This is a genomic window from Flavobacterium sp., assembly GCF_031422135.1.
Classification (GTDB): Bacteria; Bacteroidota; Bacteroidia; order Flavobacteriales; family Flavobacteriaceae; genus Flavobacterium.
In genome coordinates this window covers 22,218-43,717 of sequence record NZ_JANOQD010000035.1, presented here as the reverse complement: position 1 = coordinate 43,717, position 21,500 = coordinate 22,218, and the positions used below count along the sequence as shown (strand labels likewise).

Below are 21,500 nucleotides of genomic sequence, written 5' to 3'. Positions count from 1 at the left end.
AGGTTAAGATTTTTTTATCTTTGATAGTTATAAAACATTAATTTTCAGTTTTAAACTAATTATGAGTATTTTCAAAAAATTTTTTGGTTCAAGTAGTGAAACTTCCGATGAAGTTGATGATACAACATACAGTCAATCACAAGATGTCAATGCTGAACTTCCTGTTGACGAACAGTTTACTTATAATTTTAAAAAAAATGGGGGCAAATTTTTGTATTGTGAAAACACCTCTGAATTGAATGAACAATTTGAAAATATCTTAGAAGAAAACGATTGGTTTGAATCAGAAGCTTTATGTTTAGAGTCAAGATTGTTCACAATGCTTGAAGAAAATAAAATTGAGTTCGAAAATCCTAAATCACCACGTTTTTTATTAGCCAGCTGTGAAAGTTTGATTGCTGATGAAGGTTCTATATTGTTTTCTTCCAATCAGATAAAACAGAAAAAACCAAACGAATTACCAGATAATATAGTATTAGTTGCCACTACAAGTCAAATTATTGCTAATAAGGGTGATGGTTTGCGAGAAATTAAAAGAAAGTATACTACAAATTATCCAACCAACATAACAACGATTAATTATTTTGAAAAAGCAAAAGACGAAAATTTTTTGCATTATGGAAGTTGCGCTAAGAATTTGTATTTACTACTATTAGAAGATTTGTAAAATGAATGAAACAATAACACGTTCATTATCTGGATTTATTTATATTTCACTATTAGTCTCTGCCACTCTTTTTTCAAAAGAAAGTTTTCTATTGCTTTTTGGTCTTTTTTTGCTGCAATCCATTAGTGAATTCTGTAATTTGATTCAATTAGAAAAAATTCCCGCATTAATTCTTGCTGGTTTTCTGTATCTTATTTTTAGTTTTTTACTGCCAAACGATTTATTTATTGATACTGGATTAATTATAATTTCAATAATTATTCTTATTCAATTAATGATTTGGTTGTTTAAAAATACAAGCACACCATCAAGCAAAATATCCAAATGGATACTATTAATTGGTTATGTTATTTTGCCTTTTATTTTTATTGTAAAAATTCCATCTGAACATCATTTTGAACCCATATTAATTATTTGTATCTTTATATTAATATGGACAAATGATACCTTTGCTTATATAGTAGGAAAATCCATAGGTAAAAATAAATTATTTGAATCTATTTCACCAAAAAAAACTATTGAAGGTTTCGTTGGAGGATTATTATTTTCAATTATTGCAGGAATAATTATTGCGTATTATTCTTTTTTGAAAACAACTAGTTTTTGGATTTTAACAGCATTATTTGTTAGTGTTTTTGGAACTATTGGTGATTTAGTAGAATCCAAATTTAAAAGAATTGCAAATGTTAAAGATAGCGGATTTATAATGCCTGGTCACGGCGGTGTGCTAGATCGATTAGATAGTATTATATTTGTAGCACCATTTTTATTTTTATTACACAAAATTATAGCTTATGTTTCATAAAGAAGGTTACAAAATTATTTTAATAGCAACAGTATTGTTCGTTATAAGTATTGTATTAGCAGGAGAATTAATTTCTATTAACTGGTTGCGAATGGCATTGCAACTTATTGCCTTGTTTTTATATGTAATTGTATTACAGTTTTTTAGAAATCCTAACAGAACAATTGTTTCAAATGACAATCATATTGTAGCTCCAGTTGATGGAAAAGTAGTCGTTATTGAAGAGGTTTTTGAACCAGAATATTTTAAAGACAAACGTTTACAAGTTTCAATTTTTATGTCTCCAATAAATGTACATGTCACTCGTTACTGTGTTTCAGGATTAGTTAAATTCAGTAAATATCATCCGGGAAAATTTTTAGTAGCCTGGCATCCAAAAGCTAGTACTGAGAACGAAAGAACTACAGTTGTAATTGAAAATAAAGTTTTCGGAGAAATTTTGTATAGACAAATCGCTGGTGCATTAGCCAAAAGAATAGTAAATTATGCAGAAGAAAGCACGCAAGTAGTCCAAGGAACAGATGCTGGATTTATTAAATTTGGTTCAAGAGTAGATCTATTTTTGCCATTAGGAACAAAAGTTAATGTGAAATTGAATGAAGTTGCAATTGGAAATAAAACTATAATAGCAATTAGCTAAATGCCAGAAAAAGATTTAGATATACTATTTAATAAAGCAGTTGAGATTGCTTTAACTATACCACAGTCATCTTTGCCACAAGATGTTCAACTTCGTTGTTATGCTTATTACAAGCAAGCAACTTTTGGAGGTATTGGTAGTATGAACTATTCAAATCTAGATATTCGAGATGCATTCAAAAACAATGCTTGGTTGCAAATAAGTCACATTTCTGAAGAGGAAGCAAAACAAAGTTATATTGATATTATAAACGAAATTGTAAAAAACAGAAGTAATGAAATTTTTTAAAATACTAACCTTTGTTTTATGTATTGTCTTCTTCTCGTGTAAAAAAAACACACTTGTAGAAGTAGTTGATGTTCCATCAGTGCCTATAGAAGCTGTTGAAGTTGAAGGAGGTTCAAGCAAAGTTTCGGAAGTAAAAGCAAATGAGGGTTCTTTTAAAATGATTGGCTTAGCTTATGAGTATAAAGATTTAGAACCATATTTTGACGCTGCTACTACCGAAATACATTATTCAAGACATCATTTAGGATATGTTAACAATTTGAATAAACTTATCATAGATAAAAAATATGAGGTGATGTCACTTTCAGATATTTTCAGAAATTTAAATGCATCAGATACGGATATTAGAAATAATGCTGGCGGGTATTACAATCATAATTTTTTCTGGGAAAATATTTCACCAAAAGGTGGAGCAGAACCAGAAGGAGATATTATGGGTGCAATTATTAGAGATTTTGGTTCATTTGATGCTTTTAGAAGCCAGTTTGTAACTATATCAGCTCAATATTTCGGTTCAGGTTGGTCTTGGTTGATTTCAGATAAAACTGGAAAATTAAGAATTATTACAACCCCTAATAATGATAATCCTTTGATGAGAACGTTAAATATAAATGGAATTCCATTGTTGAACCTTGATTTGTGGGAGCACGCCTATTATTTAAAGTTTCAAAATAAACGACGTGAGTATGCCAACACTTTTTTTAGCATAATCAATTGGAAAAATGTATCTAAAAAATACGATGAGATTCCTAATAAAATAGAAATTAAGGTAATTGATTCAGCGGTTAGTTTAGGTTCTGATTCCCTTGTAAAACCTAAAAAAGAAGTAATAACTGTTAAAAAACCGGAGATTACACCCAAAAAAGTAGAAGTTAAAACTGAAGAGAAACCTAAACCTGAGGATAAAAAGGAAGTTCCTGAAAAAAAATATCCTGGAAAGGAAGAGGAAAGCGAATTTGAATAATAACTAAAAAAAACTATTCTTTCAAATAGTTTTTTAGTTACATTTTGGATGTATTATTTTATTCTAAACTTAACGTAATCTGACCATCATCATCTAATTCTATATTTGAATCGTTAATTTCAGTATCGTTTTCAATTACTTCTAATTCTTCTGGGATAACCTCAACAGGTTCTTCAAAAGGCAAAGATTCTAACAAGTTTACTTGTTTTAATTTATCTCCAGTCAATTGATTTCCAATGGCTTTTATTCCTTTTATGGTAATGAATTGCTCCAAATCAATAGTTTGGTTTTCCTTTTGAACACCTTTTACTTTATTAAAAATAATTTCAGCAACTGGACGCCAATCCGTCGATACAATTTCGAGTTGCGATTTTTCGTGTTCTGTAATAAAAATTTCCTCTTTGTTTTCGTTTTCTACTAAAAATCTTTTGATAAAATATTTTTCTTTTTCACCATCAAAATAAATAGCAGAAATTGGTTTTTTTGGATGCCATTTTTCAAGGATTACCATATCTTCATCAAAATGCGTAGTCAATTCTGGAATAATGGTTTTCAATTTTCCAGATTGATTGATGGTTAACAAGCGATCATTTGGACGGAACTCTCCCAACAACTCGCCTCTTCCATCAACATTCAAACGTTGTACAGTATCGTCAAACCATACTTTTCGTGGTCGTAATGTTGAAATTCCTTTTTCTTTTAACTCGATTTTTTTAATTGGATATTTAGTAACCGTATTCCCTTTACTAACACGCCCTTTTATAGCAATATCGGCAAAATCTACATCCCATTTTAGCTTTTTAATACTTCCAACTTGTCGTAGCAAAATGGTAATTACTTCCGCTTCTCCATTCGGATTGTGTGAAAAATACAAGACTTGTGATCCTGCTGTTCCATTGGTTAAATCATAAGATTTGTCGCGTGTCACACCCGAAACATTGAAACGTTTTATAAACGAAGAACCATTTTTTCCATCACGATAAATCATATTATAAATGGTTCGCTTATCATTTTTATCGAAAACTGCAATATGAATAATGTCTTTTCCAACAAATTTTTTATCATCAACTTTGGAAATCATCATATTTCCATCTCGAAGAAAAACAATCACATCATCAATATCCGAACAATCAGCGACATATTCGTCTTTCTTTAATCCTGTTCCAAAGAAGCCTTCTTCTTTGTTTACATATAGTTTCGTGTTTCGCAACACTACTTTTGTAGCTTCAATATTTTCAAAACTTCTGAGTTCAGTTTGACGTTCCCGACCTTTTCCGTATTTTTCTTTTAGTTTGGTAAAATAATCAATCGCAAAATCGATTAAGTTGTCTAAATGATGTTTTACTTGTTCGATATCGCCTTCCAAAGATTCTATTTTATCTTGCGCTTTGTTGCTGTCAAATTTAGAAATACGCATAATTCGTATATCCAACAAACGAAGGATATCGTCTTCAGAAACAGCTCGTTTTAGTTTTTTTGTAAATGGTTTTAAACCATCATCAACCGCTTTGATTACATCTTCACGAGTGGTTTTGTCTTCAATGTCACGGTAAATTTTATTTTCGATAAAAATTCGCTCTAGCGAAAGGAAATGCCATTGCTCTTCGAGTTCGCTCAACTGAATTTCGAGTTCACTTTTGAGTAATTGAACGGTTCTATCTGTCGAAATTTTTAACATTGCCGAAACGCCAATAAACAAAGGTTTATAGTCTTCAATAACACAACCCAAAGGCGCAATGGATGTTTCGCAAGCCGTAAAAGCATACAAAGCATCAATCGATTTATCTGGCGAAACACCTGGATATAAGTGAACTAGAATCTCTACTTCGGCAGCCGTATTGTCTTCAATTTTCTTGATTTTGATCTTCCCTTTTTCGTTGGCTTTCAAAATACTATCAATTAAAGTAGAAGTATTAGTCGAAAATGGAATTTGCGTAATCACTAATGTTTGTTTGTCTAATTGTGCAATTTTGGCACGCACACGAACACGTCCGCCACGCAAACCATCATTATAATTAGAAATATCGGCAATTCCTGCCGTTTGAAAATCAGGGAAAATGGTAAATGGTTTTCCTTTCAGAATTTTTATTGAAGCATCAATCAATTCATTAAAATTGTGAGGTAAGACCTTGGTAGAAAGTCCTACAGCAATTCCTTCTGCTCCCGAAGCTAATAATAATGGGAATTTTACAGGAAGATTGTTGGGTTCGGCACGACGACCATCATACGACATTCCCCAATCGGTAATTTTTGGGGAATACAAAACTTCCAAAGCAAATTTACTCAAACGTGCTTCTATATAACGAGAAGCTGCTGCGCTATCGCCAGTTAGAATATTTCCCCAGTTACCTTGGCAATCAATCAATAATTCACGTTGCCCAATTTGCACCATTGCATCGCCAATACTCGCATCTCCGTGAGGGTGATACTGCATCGTGTGACCCACTACATTGGCAACTTTATTGTATCGACCATCGTCTAACTCTTTTAAAGAGTGCATAATACGACGTTGAACAGGCTTAAAACCATCTTCAATAGCTGGAACAGCTCGCTCTAAAATTACATAGGAAGCATAGTCCAAAAACCAATCTTTGTACATTCCTGTAACTTTGGTAATGGTATCTTCTGGATTTTCGTCGTGGTCATAGAAATGGTCTCCAGTAGAAACGATGTCTTCAAAACCTTCGTCTGTACTTTCCTCGTTGGTTGATTGCTCCGCCTGTTCGCTATAGCTCGAGTCGTTTAACTCGTCGTTAATTTCTTCGTTGATGTTATCTTCTTCTTCGTCTTTCATTTATGCTGAATTTATTTCAGTATTTATCTAGTATTTATCCCAAAAAACATCCGTATTTATCTTCTTTAATTATTTTAAAAAAAGCATCAATATTACTTACTTCTTCTATTTTATAAGGATCCCAATTATCATTCGCTCTTTTCCAATATATTTTCCAAATTTCTTTTGATTTAAAATATCTTGTTTTTGCAAATTCAATATTCAAAATTTTATCTTTATCTATAAAACTTGGGCGAATTTCAAATAATATCAATACATTATTTATAAATGAATATCCAATATCTAATTGATCCCGCATATGTTCTGGAGGACGAATATTTTCTAAATTTGTTTTTATAGTGTTTTCAAGAATACTAATAACTGTCATTATCTATCTATTTTTGATTAAAGCTATTAAATCTTCTTTGCTAGGTAAAATAGTTTTGTATTTACTAGCAAAAATTTGTTCGTTATTTTCTGGTAATGTATATTCAACAACCAATTCGCTTTTATTTTGGCATAGTCCAAAAACCAATCTTTGTACATTCCTGTAACTTTGGTAATGGTATCTTCTGGATTTTCGTCGTTTTCGTAAAAATGCTGCCCTTCAAAATGTTTGGCTTCAACTTCGATTATTTCTTCGGATTCTTCCTCTTGATTTTCATCAAAAGTGCCTTCTTCGGATTGATAATCATCTTCTGAATTTGGAATTATGTTATCTTCTTCTTCGTCTTTCATTTATTGAAATCGATATTTATTAAATATAATCAATGATGTTTAAACTTTTTACAAATTCTTCTTCTTCTTCAATAATTAATTGTTTTCGCAAAGTTAAAATTGACTCTTTATTATTTTTGTCAATAAGATATAAATCTTTCATTTTCTCAATAATGAAATAGTTATCAAAATTTTGAGAAGATTCTAACATTTGAGACAAATCAGGTTGCCTTTTTGCTTTACTTGTTATATCAATAAAAATTAATTGATTTTCCTTTTTATAATTGTTTGTTAAACTAAATAAATTATATTTAGGAATTACATTTTCGGGAGTATCAAATTCCTTAAATAATTTTTCTTGACTAAAATAATTTTTATCTTCAATATTAAATTTATTAAAATTATTAGCAAAATTTACCATAAAAAGCAAGTATGCTTTTGACCTAACAGAACCAAAAGTAATTTTTTCTGGTAGTTCAGGCACTATAAATCTCTGATTTGGCTTATCATTATATAAAGAAATTTGGCTTTTCGATTGAGCAAAATTCTGAAAGACCTCAAAGGCTTTTTTCCTTTTTGATGGATTATAAATAGTAAAGTAATTAGAATATGTAGTTTGCCAAAACCACTTTTTTAGTTCACTTTTCTTATCATAATTTAAATTTTCATTATGATTAAAAAACTCAACTAAAAAAATAAACTGCATGTTTGCTGGTAGCATATCATAATTTAAAACACCAAGTTCTGTAATAAGAAACTCCACAGTTTTAATTACACCAAAATTTAAAGTTCGAGATACAATTTGCTCAAAATCTTTTTCTTTTTCTAAAGAATAAATACTTGTTTTTTGATTATCCAAATATAAATTTCCAAAAGAACTTTGAACACATCTGAAAATTAACTCTCTTAATGAATTAAGTTTTTTCTTATCAAAAAATTTAAATTTATTAACCTCAACTAATGTCTCATTAATTAGAGAACCTAATCTAAAATTATTTGAAGATTTTAAAGCCGATAATTTCCATTCATCTGATATTTTAGATCCTGCAGAATTTACCCTACTGAAGATATCAATAGCTTCTTTTATATTTCCTCCAATTAAATCAATAGAAGGAATATTATAATCTACAAATTTAAAACCTACATCTTCATAATTCTTAAGATATTTATTAATCTTATCATCATCTAATGTCAACTTCAATAAATTAGTTTGAAATTTATAAAACTCTTTAGTATCTACTAATTTATACAAAGGAATTTTATGGATATCGAGAGTTGCAAGGTCTCTTTTCTTATTAATTTCAAAATCTTCGCTTTCTAAATTATATATGATATTATAATTGTTAAACCATTCATCATCATCTCTTTCAAGCTTTGTCTTTTCTGGACTTATTAAACAACCAAATAGCGTAGAAAGCCTTTGGTAACCGTCTAATATATAAAAAAAATCAATAGCTCTTTCATTCATTATATAAGAACCAATACTCTTAATTTCATAATCAGAACTTAATATTTCTTCTACAATTTCTGGTCTCCAAAATAATATTGAACCTATTGGATAACCTTTTTTAATGCTATCAAATAATTCTAATTTCTTTTTATCATTCCATACAGAATCTCTCTGAAAAAGAGGAATTCGTATTAATCCTTTCTCAAAATCTTCAAGGTAATAAAATAGCCTTCGAACACGCGTATTTATTTGTAAATTACTCATAGTAATCTTTTAATTTCATTAACAATATGTTCGTACTCATTTCTTTCTTCTCCATCAATTTCTGATTTTATTAAAGGCTGGTATTTAATTACTTGCAGAAATTCACTTTTTTCAACTGAATTAAAATCTTTTGAGAAAGTAGACTTAAAATTATCTCTATCAAGTACACCTTTTTTTAATATTTCCCAATCTTTATCACCGATATCATTAATTTCAAAAAAATCAGCTTCTTCTTTTCTATTATTTTTCCAATTCCCGTCTGATTTATTTTTTTTATTAAACCCTTTTTCAATATCGAAAAAATCTCTTTGTCTCTTACCGTTATCTTTAAAAACTCTTAAAAAACAATTAAAATATTCAATATTTTTTGAATTTAACTTGCTCCCAGGTAGATAATTCTCTTTTTCTCTTTTGTGTAAAACATGATAATCAACTTTTACACTTTTTAAGAATTCAATTTTATAATCTAAAGTATTATTTATCATATTTATATGAGTTTTGTCACTATCCATAATAACAAAATACCTCAAATATTTAAACTTTTCTTTTTTAAAGCACGTGTTATTAAACTCATTTTCTAACTCACCATTAATTACCTGTTCAACTGAAGAACCTGCAAACATTTCGTATTTCCACCATTTATTTTTATGTGCATCTTCAATTTCATAATCATCAAATTTATTTATAATAGCATTAAAAAATGGGGGTTCATATTCTTTATTCTCAACTAAAACTACTAATGGTTGATCTAAGTATAAAAAAGCCTCTTCTAAAGAAAATTCATTTTCTGAAATAATAATTTCTCTTTTATATTTTTGAGGATGCTTTAAACCTCTAGTAATTAATTTCAAATCATCTCCTTTTATCTGTTTTTTCCAAGTTGAATTTTCAAAGGATAAAAAGTCATCAGGATTATTTAAAATTAGCTGATGCTTTCCCAATCGAAAAAAGGTCAATAAATTATCTAAGTACGAATCATTACTAGAATTAGAAAATATATCTTGACAAATACTAATTAACATCTTCTTTCCTCTTTTTTTGAGCTTGTTTCAACTTTACCAATTCATCATAACCTTCATTAAAAATATTATCCGGCCAATCTTCAATTTCTCCGTTTTCATCAATCAAAATCTCTTTGATTGAACTTGAAAATAAATCCTCTTGATAATTGACATAGTAGATTTTTACATCTTCATTAGTGAATTTTACTTCAGGATCTGCAATCAACCTTTGAATTCTCAAAATAAAATTCTCCGAATGTGTTTCAATAAGATAATTTTTATTATTATTATCTATGTAAGATTCTACAAATCTTTGAGCTAAACTTCCATGAGCGGCAGGATGTAGATGAGTTTCTGGTTCTTCTATTGTAATTAAAACTGGTTCCTCATCATCCATATAAGAACGAACAATTAAAGGTAAAACTTGATTAATACCTTGTCCTGTATAAACAATATTAATATCTTTTAATTTCTCATTTGATAATACAACTTGATATTGTATACCTGAAGGGGTTGCAAAATCTTTTATGTCTAAATTCCAATTATCAAAATTTTCTTTATACCATTCACTGATGTTATTTAGTAATTCTCTTTTATCTTCTTTGTCTTGAATTAATATAGAGTAAGCATTCTCTCCTCTTAATCCAATACTCTCATAATCTTTAGAATCATAAGAATAGTTCACCTTTGGAATTTCTCTAAATGCTCCTATATAATCTATATTTAAATTTAATTCTTGAATTAGAGAATCATTTTTCTTAATCCCAGTAAAAATATCTTTTTCATTTCTTTTATGAACTGATTTTTTATTTTCAAAATATTCCCAATCATAAACTTCTGGCTTTTCCTTTGGCTTATCAGACAATTTAATTTTAATTTTAATTTCTTTAGAATTATTATCATTGATTTCATTAATTAAATCTAATTCTAAAAAATCTGTAAACTTAATTTCCCTATTATAAACTAAATCTCTATACTCTGAACCTAATCTAACATTTTTATAATCTAACTGTAAAGCTTCTTCAAACTCACCACTCAATGATCCTGCAATCATAACTGGTAACTTCAAAACAGCACTTTTTCCACTATTATTTTTACCAATCAAAATAGTAATTGGTTTTAATTCTAGTGTTTGTTTTTCTTTAAAAAGCTTATAATTCTTAAACGATATCTTATTAATCATTAATTCTATATTTTATAGATACAAAAATAGTTAATAATAACTGTATTTTTTATTTAATGGGATTTATACTTCTGTAACAGCATCCAATTCCACCTTCAAATTATTGATAATAAAAGTTTGTCTATCAGGTGTGTTTTTACCCATATAAAACTCCAATAATTTTTCGATAGAAGTTGCTTTGTCCAACATTACTGGATCCAACCGAATAGTTTCTCCAATAAAATTTTTAAACTCATCGGGCGAAATTTCTCCCAATCCTTTAAATCGAGTTATTTCTGGTTTTGGTTTTAATTTTTCTATCGCATTTCTGCGTTCTTGTTCTGAATAGCAATAAATGGTTTCTTTTTTATTTCGCACACGAAACAAAGGCGTTTGCAAAATATACAAATGTCCTTCTTTGATCATTTCTGGGAAAAATTGCAAGAAAAAAGTGATTAACAGCAATCGAATATGCATACCATCGACATCAGCATCGGTAGCGATAACAATGTTGTTATAACGCAGATCTTCCATACTTTCTTCAATGTCTAATGCGGCTTGAAGCAAGTTGAATTCCTCGTTTTCATACACAATTTTCTTGGACATTCCATAAGAATTCAAAGGCTTACCACGCAAACTAAAAACCGCTTGTGTATTCACATCACGAGATTTAGTAATCGAACCTGAAGCGGAATCTCCCTCGGTAATAAAAAGCGTACTTTCTAAACTTCTTGGATTTTTAGCATCGGTTAAATGGACACGACAATCCCTTAATTTTTTGTTGTGCAAACTAGATTTTTTAGCGCGGTCTTTGGCTAGTTTTCTAATACCTGAAAGTTCTTTACGTTCCCGTTCTGCTTGGAGAATTTTACGCAAAAGCAAATCTGCAGTTTCTGGGTTTTTGTGTAAAAAATTATCAAGTTTTGTTTTTATAAAATCATTAACAAAAGTTCTCACTGACGCTAAATTAGGACCCATATCGGTTGAACCTAACTTAGTTTTGGTTTGCGACTCAAAAACAGGTTCTTCCACACGTACTACAATCGCAGAAACGATAGATTTCCTGATATCCGAAGCTTCAAAAGGTTTGTTGTAAAATTCTTTAATGGTTTTTACAATCGATTCTCGAAAAGCACCTAAATGCGTTCCTCCTTGTGTCGTATTTTGTCCATTTACAAATGAGTAATATTCTTCGGAATACTGAGTTTTACTGTGAGTTATAGCTATTTCAATATCATCACCCAAAAGATGAATAATAGGATATACCATATCTTCTTCGGCGATGGTTTCTTCTAATAAATCTTTTAAACCATTGTCTGAATAATATTTTTCTCCGTTGTAAATTATAGTTAATCCAGTATTTAGATAACAATAATTTTTGAGCATTTTGATGATATACTCATTTCTGTATTTATAGTTTTTGAAAATAGCTTCATCGGCAATGAAAGATACTTTAGTTCCTTTTCGCTTTGTGCTTTCAATAACATCTTCTTCGAGAGTTAAATTTCCCGCACAGAATTCGGCTGCTTTTTGTTGGTTATCACGAACCGATTCTACTCTGAAATAATTCGACAAAGCATTCACTGCTTTAGTACCAACACCATTTAATCCAACTGATTTTTTAAAGGCTTTAGAATCGTATTTTCCACCTGTATTCATTTTAGAAACTACATCGATTACTTTCCCTAGCGGAATACCACGACCGTAATCTCGGACGGTAACCAGCTTGTCTTTCATAGTGACTTCGATAGTTTTTCCAGCTCCCATAACAAACTCATCAATACAGTTGTCGAGTACTTCCTTGAGTAGAATATAAATTCCATCGTCGGGTGAAGACCCGTCACCTAGCTTGCCAATGTACATTCCTGGACGCAAACGAATGTGTTCTTTCCAGTCGAGTGAACGGATATTGTCTTCGTTATATTGATCTAATTCTGCCATTTTAAAATATGTCGATTTTGTGCTAATATAAAGCAATTCGATAAACTTTAAAATACTAGATTATTAAAGTTATTGACAAAGTAATGAGCAATAAAAGAGAATAGATAATAAATTAAAGAGATTTTTTTTGATATAAATTTACTCATAATGACAAAAAATTCCTCCATCGTAAGGTGTCCAAAGAGCTGCTTTTTGATTGGATACTTTCAAAGCTGTATTTGCCCAAGAATTACAAGTTTTAAATAAGCTATAACTCCCTTTTGCATTATAAAAAGCATCGTTTTTAGCATAGCTGTGCCCAGAAATCCATTGTATGTTTTGGTTTGAATTTCTTTCAAAACTATCTGAAATGTAGATTACAAGTCTTTTATAATTTTCTTTTGAAATCATAATTTTTTTACAGCTTTCATTTTCTTGAATGGTTTTGTAAAATGTGGTATGCATTGCAGAAGTACTTAATCCTGTAGCGGCTTTAAAGGCTGTACTTGCTTTCAAATCTGACCATTCTGGCGTGTCAAGATAAAAACCTTTATCTCCCCAACCAAAGGCTAGATGATTCATTATGGAGTCTTTTGATTTTGTGTGTTGGAATTGGATTTCCGAAGTCCAATCTTTAATTTCATTTTTTAATGGAACTACAATATCAGTATGAACTCCATTGGTTTTAATATAAATATCGATTTCTTGATTTTGACTGACATCAGAATTGACCATAGTTTTTGAAAGGCAAAAGGCTGAAAGAATGTACATCAAAATAAAAGCAAGCAACGCCAAAATGGTTTTGAAAAAATAGTTGAAGGTTTGTTTTAGGGTCTTCATTTAGTTATTTTTTTAAATTCTTGTTGATATCCAAAATTTTTCAAATTTATAAATTTACTAAACTCTTTTCTGGAAGCCTTAATTATGTATGAAGATGAATCAATCATTTTTGATTTTATTTTGGTAATGGAATCCATCTTTTTTAGGTCAGAATCAGAATAAATTTGTGTTATTTTAAGATTTTTTTTATCTAAATTAATCAATTTTACTTTCCAAAAAATAGAATCTTTTTCATTTATAACCAAACTACCATTGATACGTTTTGCTTTTTGAGTATTTGAAAAAATAAAAAAAGTATCAACATCTTTGTTTGTTAATTCAATAGAATCTTTAAGTTCTCTATAATTATAAATTTCTTTTGAAATCTTTGAGATAAACTTTCCGTTTATTATTTCAAAATCATCTTTTAAGGAATCTAAATGCTTTTTGTTAAGGTAAAATGTATACTTTTTTTCAGTTAAAATAATATTTTCTTTAATATTTAAATAGGTAGAATCTGAATTCATAAAAATACCTTGAAATTTATTTGGTATGGAAATTAATTCGGAATCATTTATTGGCTGTGGGGTTTCAAAATAATAAGTATTTCCAAATGGTTCGGAAGCAACATCTTTACAAGATGAAAAAAGGACAAAAATTAAATTAAGATATAAAAGTTTTTTCATAAAAATAGTCTTATAATTTTAAATCCAAAAATTGAGCCAAAATAAAAAAGTCGAATGAAAAATTATTTTCATTCGACTTTTGATTTCAAAAAATTGAAGTTTATACGTTAAAACGGAAATGCATCACATCGCCATCTTTTACAATATATTCTTTTCCTTCTACTTTAATTTTCCCAGCTTCTTTGGCTTTAGCTTCGGTGCCATAATGTATATAATCTTCGTACGAAATGACTTCGGCACGAATGAATCCTTTTTCAAAATCGGTATGAATTACTCCTGCTGCTTGAGGTGCTGTGGCTCCAATATTGATGGTCCAAGCACGAACTTCCTTAACTCCAGCCGTGAAATAAGTTTGTTGTTTTAGTAATTTATAAGCAGCACGAATTAAAACGGATGCTCCTGGCTCGGTTAGTCCCATATCTTCTAGGAAAACTTGTCGTTCTTCGTAAGTTTCAAGCTCTGTAATATCGGCTTCAGTTCCTACTGCAAGTACAATAACTTCAGCATTTTCGTCTTTTACTAATTCACGAACTTGTTCTACATATTTATTTCCTGTTGCTGCTGAATCTTCATCGACATTGCAAACATACAACACTGGTTTTGAAGTGATTAATTGAAATGTTTCGAATAATTCTTCTTCTTCATATCCGATTGGAGTTACAGTTCTTGCTGATTTTGCTTGCAATAAAACTTCGCGAATGCGATCTAATAATGCTTTCTCGGTTTGCGCTTCTTTGTTACCCGTTTTGGCAGCACGATTTACTTTTTCGAGACGTTTTTCAACAGTTTCTAAATCTTTTAATTGCAATTCGATATCAATCGTTTCTTTATCGCGAATTGGATTTACATTTCCATCTACGTGAATAATATTGTCGTTATCAAAACAACGCAAAACGTGAATAATGGCATTACATTCTCTTATATTTCCGAGGAATTGATTTCCTAAACCTTCTCCTTTACTTGCTCCTTTAACTAGACCTGCAATGTCAACTATATCCACAGTTGCCATTTGTACACGTTCAGGTTTTACTAATTCTTCTAGTTTTTCTATTCTTGGATCGGGCACGTTTACTACTCCAATATTAGGTTCGATAGTACAAAACGGAAAGTTAGCACTTTGCGCTTTTGCGTTTGATAAACAATTGAATAAGGTTGATTTCCCTACGTTTGGTAATCCTACAATTCCTGCTTTCATTGTGGTTTTATTTTAAAAGTGTGCAAATATAGCTTTATTTAATCAAAGTTGCAAAGTTGTAATAACGGAATGGTTTGATTAAAATCAGTCCGCTTTCTTAATAAAAACTTTATAAAATCCAAAAATGAATAAGGCTAAAAAAGTTATAATAATTAATTTATTAAAACCAATCCAATAATAGAAAACATTAAAAATTTTAATTTGGTATTGATCTTCTTTGCTTTCTAAAATTTGAAGTTCATCATTAACATTGAAATTTGAATACATTACTAAACTACCCTCTTCAGTTTTGACAGTATCCTTTTTACGATAATACTCAAATTTAGGGATATCTCGGTTTATTTTGACAGACTTTCTATATGAACTATGTGTGGTTGTGACATTCTCAACATCAGTTACTTTGCCATTATAAATAGTGTAATTTTTCAAATTAACAAAATCAATTAAAACAAAAACTGCAAATACAAAACAAAATATTTTTGTAAATAATGATTTTAAAATATACCTGAAAATAGAATGTAAAATTCCTAAAAAATTATTCATTATGCAAAAAAAAAGCTTATCTACTCAAAAGTGTTTCTTCACTTTTAACTTTAGATCAAATGATTGCAAATATAATTTTAAAAACAGAAAAGCTAAAAGTTTAAAGCATTTATATTTTCATAAAAATCTGTAATTATAATTTATAAATAAATATACAATAATCATTATTTTTAAACAATTGTTGTAATATTTTTTTTATTTATTTAAATTTAATAACAAAAAATTATATCTTTAACGTTTTATACTGAAAAAATATATTTTATTTTGTTATTGAAACATCTATTAATAAAAAACAAGCAAAAATAACGATTAATACTAATATTAAAATAATAAAATAAAATTAATTTTTAAACAACCAACCAACTATTAACCAATTCATTTATTATGAAAAAAATCACTTTATTATTATTTTTATTTAACGTTACCCTTCTTTTTGCACAAAAAGATATTAGTGGAAAAGTTACTGATGCCTCGGGGCAAGGCATTCCGGGAGTTAACATTTCAGAAAAAGGATCCTCTACAGGAACTACATCTGATTTTGATGGTAAGTACCTCATTAAAGTACAAGATGGAGCTACGTTAGTTTTTAGCTATTTAGGTTATAAAAAAGCTGAAAGAAGTACTGCAAATGTTACTGAAATTAATGTTACACTTGAGGAACAAGATGGACAACAACTTGAAGAAGTAGCAATTGTGGGAACAAGAACCGCGCCAAGGAGTAATACGACATCAGCTTTACCCATTGATATGTTGTCAGCAAGAGATTTAACCTCGACAGGTCAAGCTACTTTTGACAAAGCCTTGCAATACAGAATACCGTCTTTTAATACGGTACAAACACCCGTAAATGATGCAACATCTTTATTAGACCCTTACGAAATTAGAAATTTAGGTCCAAGTAGAACCTTAATACTGATTAATGGGAAACGTAAAAATATGAGTGCTTTGGTTTATACCCAAACTTCTCCTGGACGTGGAGAAACAGGTTCAGATATTTCGGCAATTCCTACAGACGCTATTGAAAGAGTCGAAATACTTCGTGATGGAGCTTCTGCCCAATATGGATCTGATGCTATTGCAGGTGTAATGAATGTAATTTTGAAAAAAAATACAGGTTTTGGTTCGTCTACATTAAGAACAGGAATCACTTCTGAAGGCGATGGTGAGATGTATGGTATAAGTCTAAACAATGGCTCTACAATTGGAAATAAAGGTTTTATAAATTACACAGTAGATTTTTCTAAAGTTAATCTAGCTAATAGACCCGGAATTTTAAATGTTGTTGATGAAGTGTCGTTTTGGGGAGCGGATCCAACAGAAGTAAAAACATTTTTAGATAAAAGACCCGATGGAGGAAACGTAAACGGATCACCTGAAACTGCAGCAGCTAAATTTTTAATTAATGGGGGTTCAGATTTGAGCGAAAATACACAATTTTATTATAATGCTGCCTATGTGTACAAAAAAGTAAACTCTTTTGCAAATTATAGAGCTCCTTATTGGAGATCTGCTTCTTCGATGCCTTATTTAACTAGTTTATATGGAAACGGAACATTGGGGTCTTACGAAGGTTATGTACCAACATTTATTGGCGATTTAAATGATTACAATGCCACGATTGGTTTTAAATCAAAAATGAATGGATGGATAACGGATGTAAGTTTGACTACTGGTGGAAATTCTCAAATATATACTGTAACGAATTCACAAAACAGATCATATACTGACACCAATGGAAATGGAGAACAAGATGATTTTATTACTGAACCTTTCATTTATGCATCTGACCCTAATGTATATACTGGTCAAACTGATTTCAAACCAGGAGGGACTTCTTTCAACCATTATGTAGGAAATTTAGATATTTCAAAAGTATTGTCTGATAAATTAAGTATTGGTTTTGGTTCTGAATTTAGAACTGAAAATTTTGAAATTTTAGCTGGTGATGAAGCTTCATATATTGGAAGTGGAGCTGACTCTTTTCAAGGAAATAGACCCGAGAATTCAGGAAAATTTAATCGTTATAATTTAGGATTTTATTTTGATGCGGCTTATGATGTAACTAAAGATTTTCTAGTAAATGGTACAATTCGTTATGAAAATTATAGCGACTTTGGAGATGCAATTGTATGGAAATTAAGTTCAAGATATAAACTTTGGGAAGATAAGTTAACATTTAGAGCATCAGCTTCGACTGGTTTTAGAGCACCTTCATTACATCAAATTTATACAGAAAAATCACAATCTACATTTTCTGGAACAAATATAGTAGTTACAGGAATTACGAGCAATGTTTCTACAACCGCAAGAAGAATTGGAGTTCCTAAATTAACGCCAGAAAAATCTACAAATTATACTTTAGGTTTTGGTTTCAAACCCGCTAAAAACTTTAACTTAACTGTTGATTACTATAACATTAAAGTTTCAGATAGAATAGTTTTAGGAAATCTTATTAACTTTGGAGCTACTGGAGAACAAGCCTTTTTTGTTAACGCTATAGATTCTAGAACTGAAGGAATTGATTTTGTTGCTGGCTATAGAAATATTTCATTAGGATCTGGAAAGTTAGCTTTAAATTTATCTGGTAACTATACTACCGTAAATAGAACAGCAGGTACAATTAGAAATCCTGCTGGTGTTCAAAATTTGACAGGAGCTTTAGCAGGTCAATCTGTATTTAATTCAACTCAAAATGCATTGATGTTTACTTCAAGACCACAATTTAAATATATTTTTGGTGGAGATTATGAAATAAATAAATTTGTTTTCTCACTTAATAATACTGTTTTTGGTCCAACAAAATTTAATAATAATGATTATTCTTCAAAAGATACGGCTTTAGACATTAGAACTAATGATTTGAGAACGGTTTTCCTCACTAAACTCGTGACGGATTTAGGAGTGACTTATTCAGCATCTGAGAAATTAACCGTAGCTTTAAATGTTAATAATTTATTGAACGTTTTACCAGAATATAAAATTGAGGCTAATACTCCAGCAGCTCAAGCTTTAATTGATAACCCTGTAAATTTAAAAAGAATACAACAAAACATCACCTTCAACGGGCGTTACTCACAAATGACTTATGATGGATATCATTTTAGTCAATTAGGAACGATGTTTAATTTATCATTGAATTATAAGTTTTAAACATATTCTGAGTATTTTAAAAATAGCTGTCGATTGACAGCTATTTTTTTGTTCCATTTTTTTTCTTAATTTTAGTATTCAAAATCAAATTTTATGGCAAGTTTATACGATGGAGAAATGGCAAAAGTTTATGATTTAATGTATCAAACTTTTGTTGATTATGATGAAGAGTATCATTTTTACAATACTCTAATTGTAAAAAATAATTGTAAAAATGTTCTGGAAATAGGAAGTGGAACGGGCAATTTAGCAAAACGTTTTTATGAAAATAATTTTGATTATTTAGGGCTCGATTTTAGTCAAGATATGATTAATATAGCGAAAGAAAGAAATCCAAATGTTACCTTTATTCAAAGTGATATGCGTAATTTTAGTTTAACTAAAAAAAAAGATTCCATAATCATAACTGGTCGAACAACGAGTTATTTAATCACAAATGAAGATGTAAACGGCACATTTGCATCTGTATATAGAAATCTATCGGAAAATGGTATTTTTTGTTTTGATTTTATAGATGCCAATCGATTTATTCCTTACACAATTGAAAATAAGTTAATTGTTCACCACGCAGAATATGACGGTATAAAATATTATAGAGAAGGGAATTGGGAAATAGCAACTCTAGAAAATTTTATGCTCGATTGGACGGCAAACTATTATACTTTGACAAATGATATCAAAACTTTAATTGGAAGTGATTTATCAACAGTTAGAGTTTTTACATTAAATGAAATCCAGTTATTTTTATATTTAAACAATTTTGAAATCATAGAAACAATCGATCGAAAAACCTATGCTTATGATACGTATGTGATTGTAGCAAAGAAAAAATCCTGAGTTTTACTCAGGATCCATATCTTTATTCATTATGCAAAAACGCTTGTCTATTCAAAAGTGTTTCTTCACTTTCAACGTGATTATCGTCTGGAACACAACAGTCAACTGGGCATACTGCCGCACATTGTGGTTCATCGTGAAAACCTTTGCATTCGGTACATTTTCCTGGAACGATGTAATAAATATCGTCAGAAATCGGAGTTTGTGCTGCATCAGAATCGATTTCTGAACCATCAGGAAGTATAATTTTTCCTTTTAGTTTAGTCCCGTCTTTGTAGCGCCAATCGTCAGCACCTTCGTATATTGCAGTATTTGGACATTCTGGCTCGCAAGCGCCACAATTGATACATTCGTCAGTTATTATTATTGCCATTTTATTTTAGAATTTAGATTTCAGATTTTAGACTTATAAAAAAGGAAATCATTATTTTTGTACAAAATTACAATCAAAACCATTCATATACAAGTAAACAAATGTTACAAAACGAAATTAAGGCAAGTTTTATTGAATTAGGGAAATTTTTAAGTCAATTTTCTGAAAATAATACTGTAAAAAATGATTCTGTTTTAAACAACAATTTGTTTTATAATGATTTTTTAGATTTAATTGAATTATCCCAATCGCATAACGGTTGGTACACGTCTGAAAATGTTTTTTTTTCCTTAAATTCTTGGTCGGAAGCTTTAACCGAGAATAATTTAAATCAATGGATTTCTAAATATTCTTTTGAATGTGTTCGAAAGGACAAAAAAACTAAATCTGTAGCCATAATTCTTGCTGGAAATATTCCGTTAGTTGGTTTTCACGATTTTTTGTCAGTTTTAATTTCAGGTTATGAGGTATTAGTCAAAACATCGTCAAACGATCAGCATTTATTGCCTTTTTTAGCTAAATATTTAATTGCTGTTGCGCCTGAATTGGAACATAAAATTACTTTTACGGAAGGAAAATTAGAAAATTTTGATGCCGTAATCGCAACGGGAAGCAATAATACGGCACGATATTTTGAGTATTATTTTAAAGACAAACCAAGCATTATTCGCAAAAGCAGAAATTCGGTTGCTGTTTTAAACGGAAATGAATCCAAAGAGCAAATGATTGCTTTGGGGGAAGATATTTTTAGATATTTTGGATTAGGTTGTCGTAATGTATCCAAGCTTTTTGTGCCGAAAAATTATAATTTTGATTTGTTTTTTAATGGTATGTTTCCCTATCAAGACGTTATTAAATATGAAAAATATGCTAATAATTACGATTATAATAAAGCTGTTTTCTTGATGAGTAATTTTAAGTTGTTAGACAATGAGTTTCTAACCATCAAAGAAGATACAAGCTACGCTTCACCTATAGCTTCTGTTTTTTATGAATTTTACGATGATTTGAATGATTTAAAAAAGCGTTTAGAAACCGACAAAGATCTAATTCAATGTATTGTTTCAAACGATATAATTGAAAGTTCAATAGAATTTGGACAAACTCAAAAACCAAACCTTTGGGATTATGCTGATAATGTGGATACTATTGCTTTTTTGATGGAAATTTAGCCTCTAAAGTTATTTTACTACAACGTTTTTGTTAATAACATAGTGTATTAACTAATAAATAAACTGGGATTTTC

19 protein-coding genes and 1 pseudogene are annotated in these 21,500 nt (G+C 29.7%); 8 read left to right on the top strand and 12 right to left on the bottom strand.

Features of this window, described 5'->3' with window-relative positions; translation table 11 throughout:
- Positions 1-61: 61 nt before the first annotated feature.
- From RMO70_RS06020 to RMO70_RS06000, 5 genes are read left to right on the top strand one after another with little or no spacing between them, the layout of a single operon-like run.
- Positions 62-667 carry a lactate utilization protein B/C gene (locus RMO70_RS06020; protein ID WP_310555524.1) on the top strand — a complete coding sequence of 202 codons (606 nt, stop codon included), beginning with the start codon at positions 62-64 and terminating at the stop codon, positions 665-667.
- 1 nt (position 668) lies between these two features.
- Positions 669-1,472, top strand: a complete 804-nt coding sequence (locus RMO70_RS06015) for a phosphatidate cytidylyltransferase (protein ID WP_310555523.1) — start codon at positions 669-671, stop codon at positions 1,470-1,472.
- Positions 1,462-2,112: a phosphatidylserine decarboxylase family protein gene (locus tag RMO70_RS06010; RefSeq protein WP_310555522.1), complete on the top strand. Its 651-nt coding sequence runs from the start codon at positions 1,462-1,464 to the stop codon at positions 2,110-2,112. The genes RMO70_RS06015 and RMO70_RS06010 overlap by 11 nt, the downstream gene beginning before the upstream one ends.
- Positions 2,113-2,400, top strand: coding sequence for an acyl-CoA-binding protein (locus RMO70_RS06005; protein ID WP_310555521.1), 288 nt, complete (start codon positions 2,113-2,115; stop codon positions 2,398-2,400).
- Positions 2,387-3,364 (top strand): superoxide dismutase, encoded by a 978-nt coding sequence (locus tag RMO70_RS06000; protein ID WP_310555520.1) that lies wholly within the window; start codon positions 2,387-2,389, stop codon positions 3,362-3,364. Before RMO70_RS06005 ends, RMO70_RS06000 begins: the two co-directional genes overlap by 14 nt.
- Before the next feature lie 58 nt (positions 3,365-3,422).
- On the opposite strand, the gene RMO70_RS05995 is transcribed toward RMO70_RS06000, so the two are convergent.
- The 11 genes and pseudogenes from RMO70_RS05995 to RMO70_RS05945 all read right to left on the bottom strand — a co-directional run bounded on the left by RMO70_RS05995 (position 3,423) and on the right by RMO70_RS05945 (position 15,894).
- Positions 3,423-6,158 (bottom strand): DNA gyrase/topoisomerase IV subunit A, encoded by a 2,736-nt coding sequence (locus RMO70_RS05995; RefSeq protein WP_310555519.1) that lies wholly within the window; start codon positions 6,156-6,158, stop codon positions 3,423-3,425.
- Positions 6,159-6,192: 34 nt separating this feature from the next.
- Positions 6,193-6,525 (bottom strand): DUF3024 domain-containing protein, encoded by a 333-nt coding sequence (locus RMO70_RS05990; RefSeq protein ID WP_310555518.1) that lies wholly within the window; start codon positions 6,523-6,525, stop codon positions 6,193-6,195.
- Positions 6,526-6,653: 128 nt separating this feature from the next.
- Positions 6,654-6,875: pseudogene (locus RMO70_RS05985) on the bottom strand (hypothetical protein); the annotation flags it as partial.
- Positions 6,876-6,894: 19 nt separating this feature from the next.
- Positions 6,895-8,568: a DUF262 domain-containing protein gene (locus RMO70_RS05980; protein WP_310555516.1), complete on the bottom strand. Its 1,674-nt coding sequence runs from the start codon at positions 8,566-8,568 to the stop codon at positions 6,895-6,897.
- Positions 8,565-9,590, bottom strand: coding sequence for a hypothetical protein (locus RMO70_RS05975; protein WP_310555515.1), 1,026 nt, complete (start codon positions 9,588-9,590; stop codon positions 8,565-8,567). Before RMO70_RS05975 ends, RMO70_RS05980 begins: the two co-directional genes overlap by 4 nt.
- Positions 9,580-10,752 (bottom strand): DUF3696 domain-containing protein, encoded by a 1,173-nt coding sequence (locus RMO70_RS05970; RefSeq protein WP_310555514.1) that lies wholly within the window; start codon positions 10,750-10,752, stop codon positions 9,580-9,582. Before RMO70_RS05970 ends, RMO70_RS05975 begins: the two co-directional genes overlap by 11 nt.
- Positions 10,753-10,815: 63 nt before the next feature.
- On the bottom strand, positions 10,816-12,672 hold the full coding sequence (locus RMO70_RS05965; protein ID WP_310555513.1) for a DNA topoisomerase IV subunit B: 1,857 nt from the start codon (positions 12,670-12,672) through the stop codon (positions 10,816-10,818).
- A gap of 138 nt (positions 12,673-12,810) precedes the next feature.
- Positions 12,811-13,491 (bottom strand): TIGR02117 family protein, encoded by a 681-nt coding sequence (locus RMO70_RS05960; RefSeq protein WP_310555512.1) that lies wholly within the window; start codon positions 13,489-13,491, stop codon positions 12,811-12,813.
- The gene (locus RMO70_RS05955; RefSeq protein ID WP_310555511.1) at positions 13,488-14,156 is read right to left on the bottom strand and encodes a hypothetical protein; all 669 of its coding nucleotides are present in this window, start codon (positions 14,154-14,156) and stop codon (positions 13,488-13,490) included. Before RMO70_RS05955 ends, RMO70_RS05960 begins: the two co-directional genes overlap by 4 nt.
- Before the next feature lie 100 nt (positions 14,157-14,256).
- Entirely contained in the window at positions 14,257-15,351 is a 1,095-nt protein-coding gene (gene ychF / locus RMO70_RS05950) for a redox-regulated ATPase YchF (RefSeq protein WP_310555510.1), read from the bottom strand.
- A gap of 84 nt (positions 15,352-15,435) precedes the next feature.
- Positions 15,436-15,894 carry a hypothetical protein gene (locus tag RMO70_RS05945; RefSeq protein WP_310555509.1) on the bottom strand — a complete coding sequence of 153 codons (459 nt, stop codon included), beginning with the start codon at positions 15,892-15,894 and terminating at the stop codon, positions 15,436-15,438.
- Positions 15,895-16,278: 384 nt separating this feature from the next.
- Between RMO70_RS05945 and RMO70_RS05940 the strand changes: the two genes are divergently transcribed.
- Together RMO70_RS05940 and RMO70_RS05935 are read left to right on the top strand one after the other, a co-directional pair.
- Positions 16,279-19,044 (top strand): TonB-dependent receptor domain-containing protein, encoded by a 2,766-nt coding sequence (locus RMO70_RS05940; RefSeq protein ID WP_310555508.1) that lies wholly within the window; start codon positions 16,279-16,281, stop codon positions 19,042-19,044.
- A 93-nt stretch (positions 19,045-19,137) separates the two neighbouring features.
- Entirely contained in the window at positions 19,138-19,881 is a 744-nt protein-coding gene (locus RMO70_RS05935) for a class I SAM-dependent methyltransferase (protein WP_310555507.1), read from the top strand.
- 22 nt (positions 19,882-19,903) lie between these two features.
- Here RMO70_RS05935 and RMO70_RS05930 read toward each other — a convergent pair whose 3' ends face one another.
- A complete protein-coding gene (locus RMO70_RS05930; protein ID WP_310555506.1) occupies positions 19,904-20,254 on the bottom strand; it encodes a 4Fe-4S dicluster domain-containing protein in 351 nt (116 codons plus the stop codon).
- A 101-nt stretch (positions 20,255-20,355) separates the two neighbouring features.
- On the opposite strand from RMO70_RS05930, the gene RMO70_RS05925 reads away from it, so the two are divergent.
- Positions 20,356-21,426, top strand: a complete 1,071-nt coding sequence (locus RMO70_RS05925; RefSeq protein ID WP_310555505.1) for an acyl-CoA reductase — start codon at positions 20,356-20,358, stop codon at positions 21,424-21,426.
- Positions 21,427-21,500 lie beyond the last annotated feature (74 nt).

Coding starts and splice junctions, on each gene's coding strand:
- RMO70_RS06020 (WP_310555524.1), top strand. CDS start 62: ATGAGTATTTTCAAAAAATTTTTTGGTTCAAGTAGTGAAACTTCCGAT.
- RMO70_RS06015 (WP_310555523.1), top strand. CDS start 669: ATGAATGAAACAATAACACGTTCATTATCTGGATTTATTTATATTTCA.
- RMO70_RS06010 (WP_310555522.1), top strand. CDS start 1,462: ATGTTTCATAAAGAAGGTTACAAAATTATTTTAATAGCAACAGTATTG.
- RMO70_RS06005 (WP_310555521.1), top strand. CDS start 2,113: ATGCCAGAAAAAGATTTAGATATACTATTTAATAAAGCAGTTGAGATT.
- RMO70_RS06000 (WP_310555520.1), top strand. CDS start 2,387: ATGAAATTTTTTAAAATACTAACCTTTGTTTTATGTATTGTCTTCTTC.
- RMO70_RS05995 (WP_310555519.1), bottom strand. CDS start 6,158: ATGAAAGACGAAGAAGAAGATAACATCAACGAAGAAATTAACGACGAG.
- RMO70_RS05990 (WP_310555518.1), bottom strand. CDS start 6,525: ATGACAGTTATTAGTATTCTTGAAAACACTATAAAAACAAATTTAGAA.
- RMO70_RS05980 (WP_310555516.1), bottom strand. CDS start 8,568: ATGAGTAATTTACAAATAAATACGCGTGTTCGAAGGCTATTTTATTAC.
- RMO70_RS05975 (WP_310555515.1), bottom strand. CDS start 9,590: ATGTTAATTAGTATTTGTCAAGATATATTTTCTAATTCTAGTAATGAT.
- RMO70_RS05970 (WP_310555514.1), bottom strand. CDS start 10,752: ATGATTAATAAGATATCGTTTAAGAATTATAAGCTTTTTAAAGAAAAA.
- RMO70_RS05965 (WP_310555513.1), bottom strand. CDS start 12,672: ATGGCAGAATTAGATCAATATAACGAAGACAATATCCGTTCACTCGAC.
- RMO70_RS05960 (WP_310555512.1), bottom strand. CDS start 13,491: ATGAAGACCCTAAAACAAACCTTCAACTATTTTTTCAAAACCATTTTG.
- RMO70_RS05955 (WP_310555511.1), bottom strand. CDS start 14,156: ATGAAAAAACTTTTATATCTTAATTTAATTTTTGTCCTTTTTTCATCT.
- ychF (WP_310555510.1), bottom strand. CDS start 15,351: ATGAAAGCAGGAATTGTAGGATTACCAAACGTAGGGAAATCAACCTTA.
- RMO70_RS05945 (WP_310555509.1), bottom strand. CDS start 15,894: ATGAATAATTTTTTAGGAATTTTACATTCTATTTTCAGGTATATTTTA.
- RMO70_RS05940 (WP_310555508.1), top strand. CDS start 16,279: ATGAAAAAAATCACTTTATTATTATTTTTATTTAACGTTACCCTTCTT.
- RMO70_RS05935 (WP_310555507.1), top strand. CDS start 19,138: ATGGCAAGTTTATACGATGGAGAAATGGCAAAAGTTTATGATTTAATG.
- RMO70_RS05930 (WP_310555506.1), bottom strand. CDS start 20,254: ATGGCAATAATAATAACTGACGAATGTATCAATTGTGGCGCTTGCGAG.
- RMO70_RS05925 (WP_310555505.1), top strand. CDS start 20,356: ATGTTACAAAACGAAATTAAGGCAAGTTTTATTGAATTAGGGAAATTT.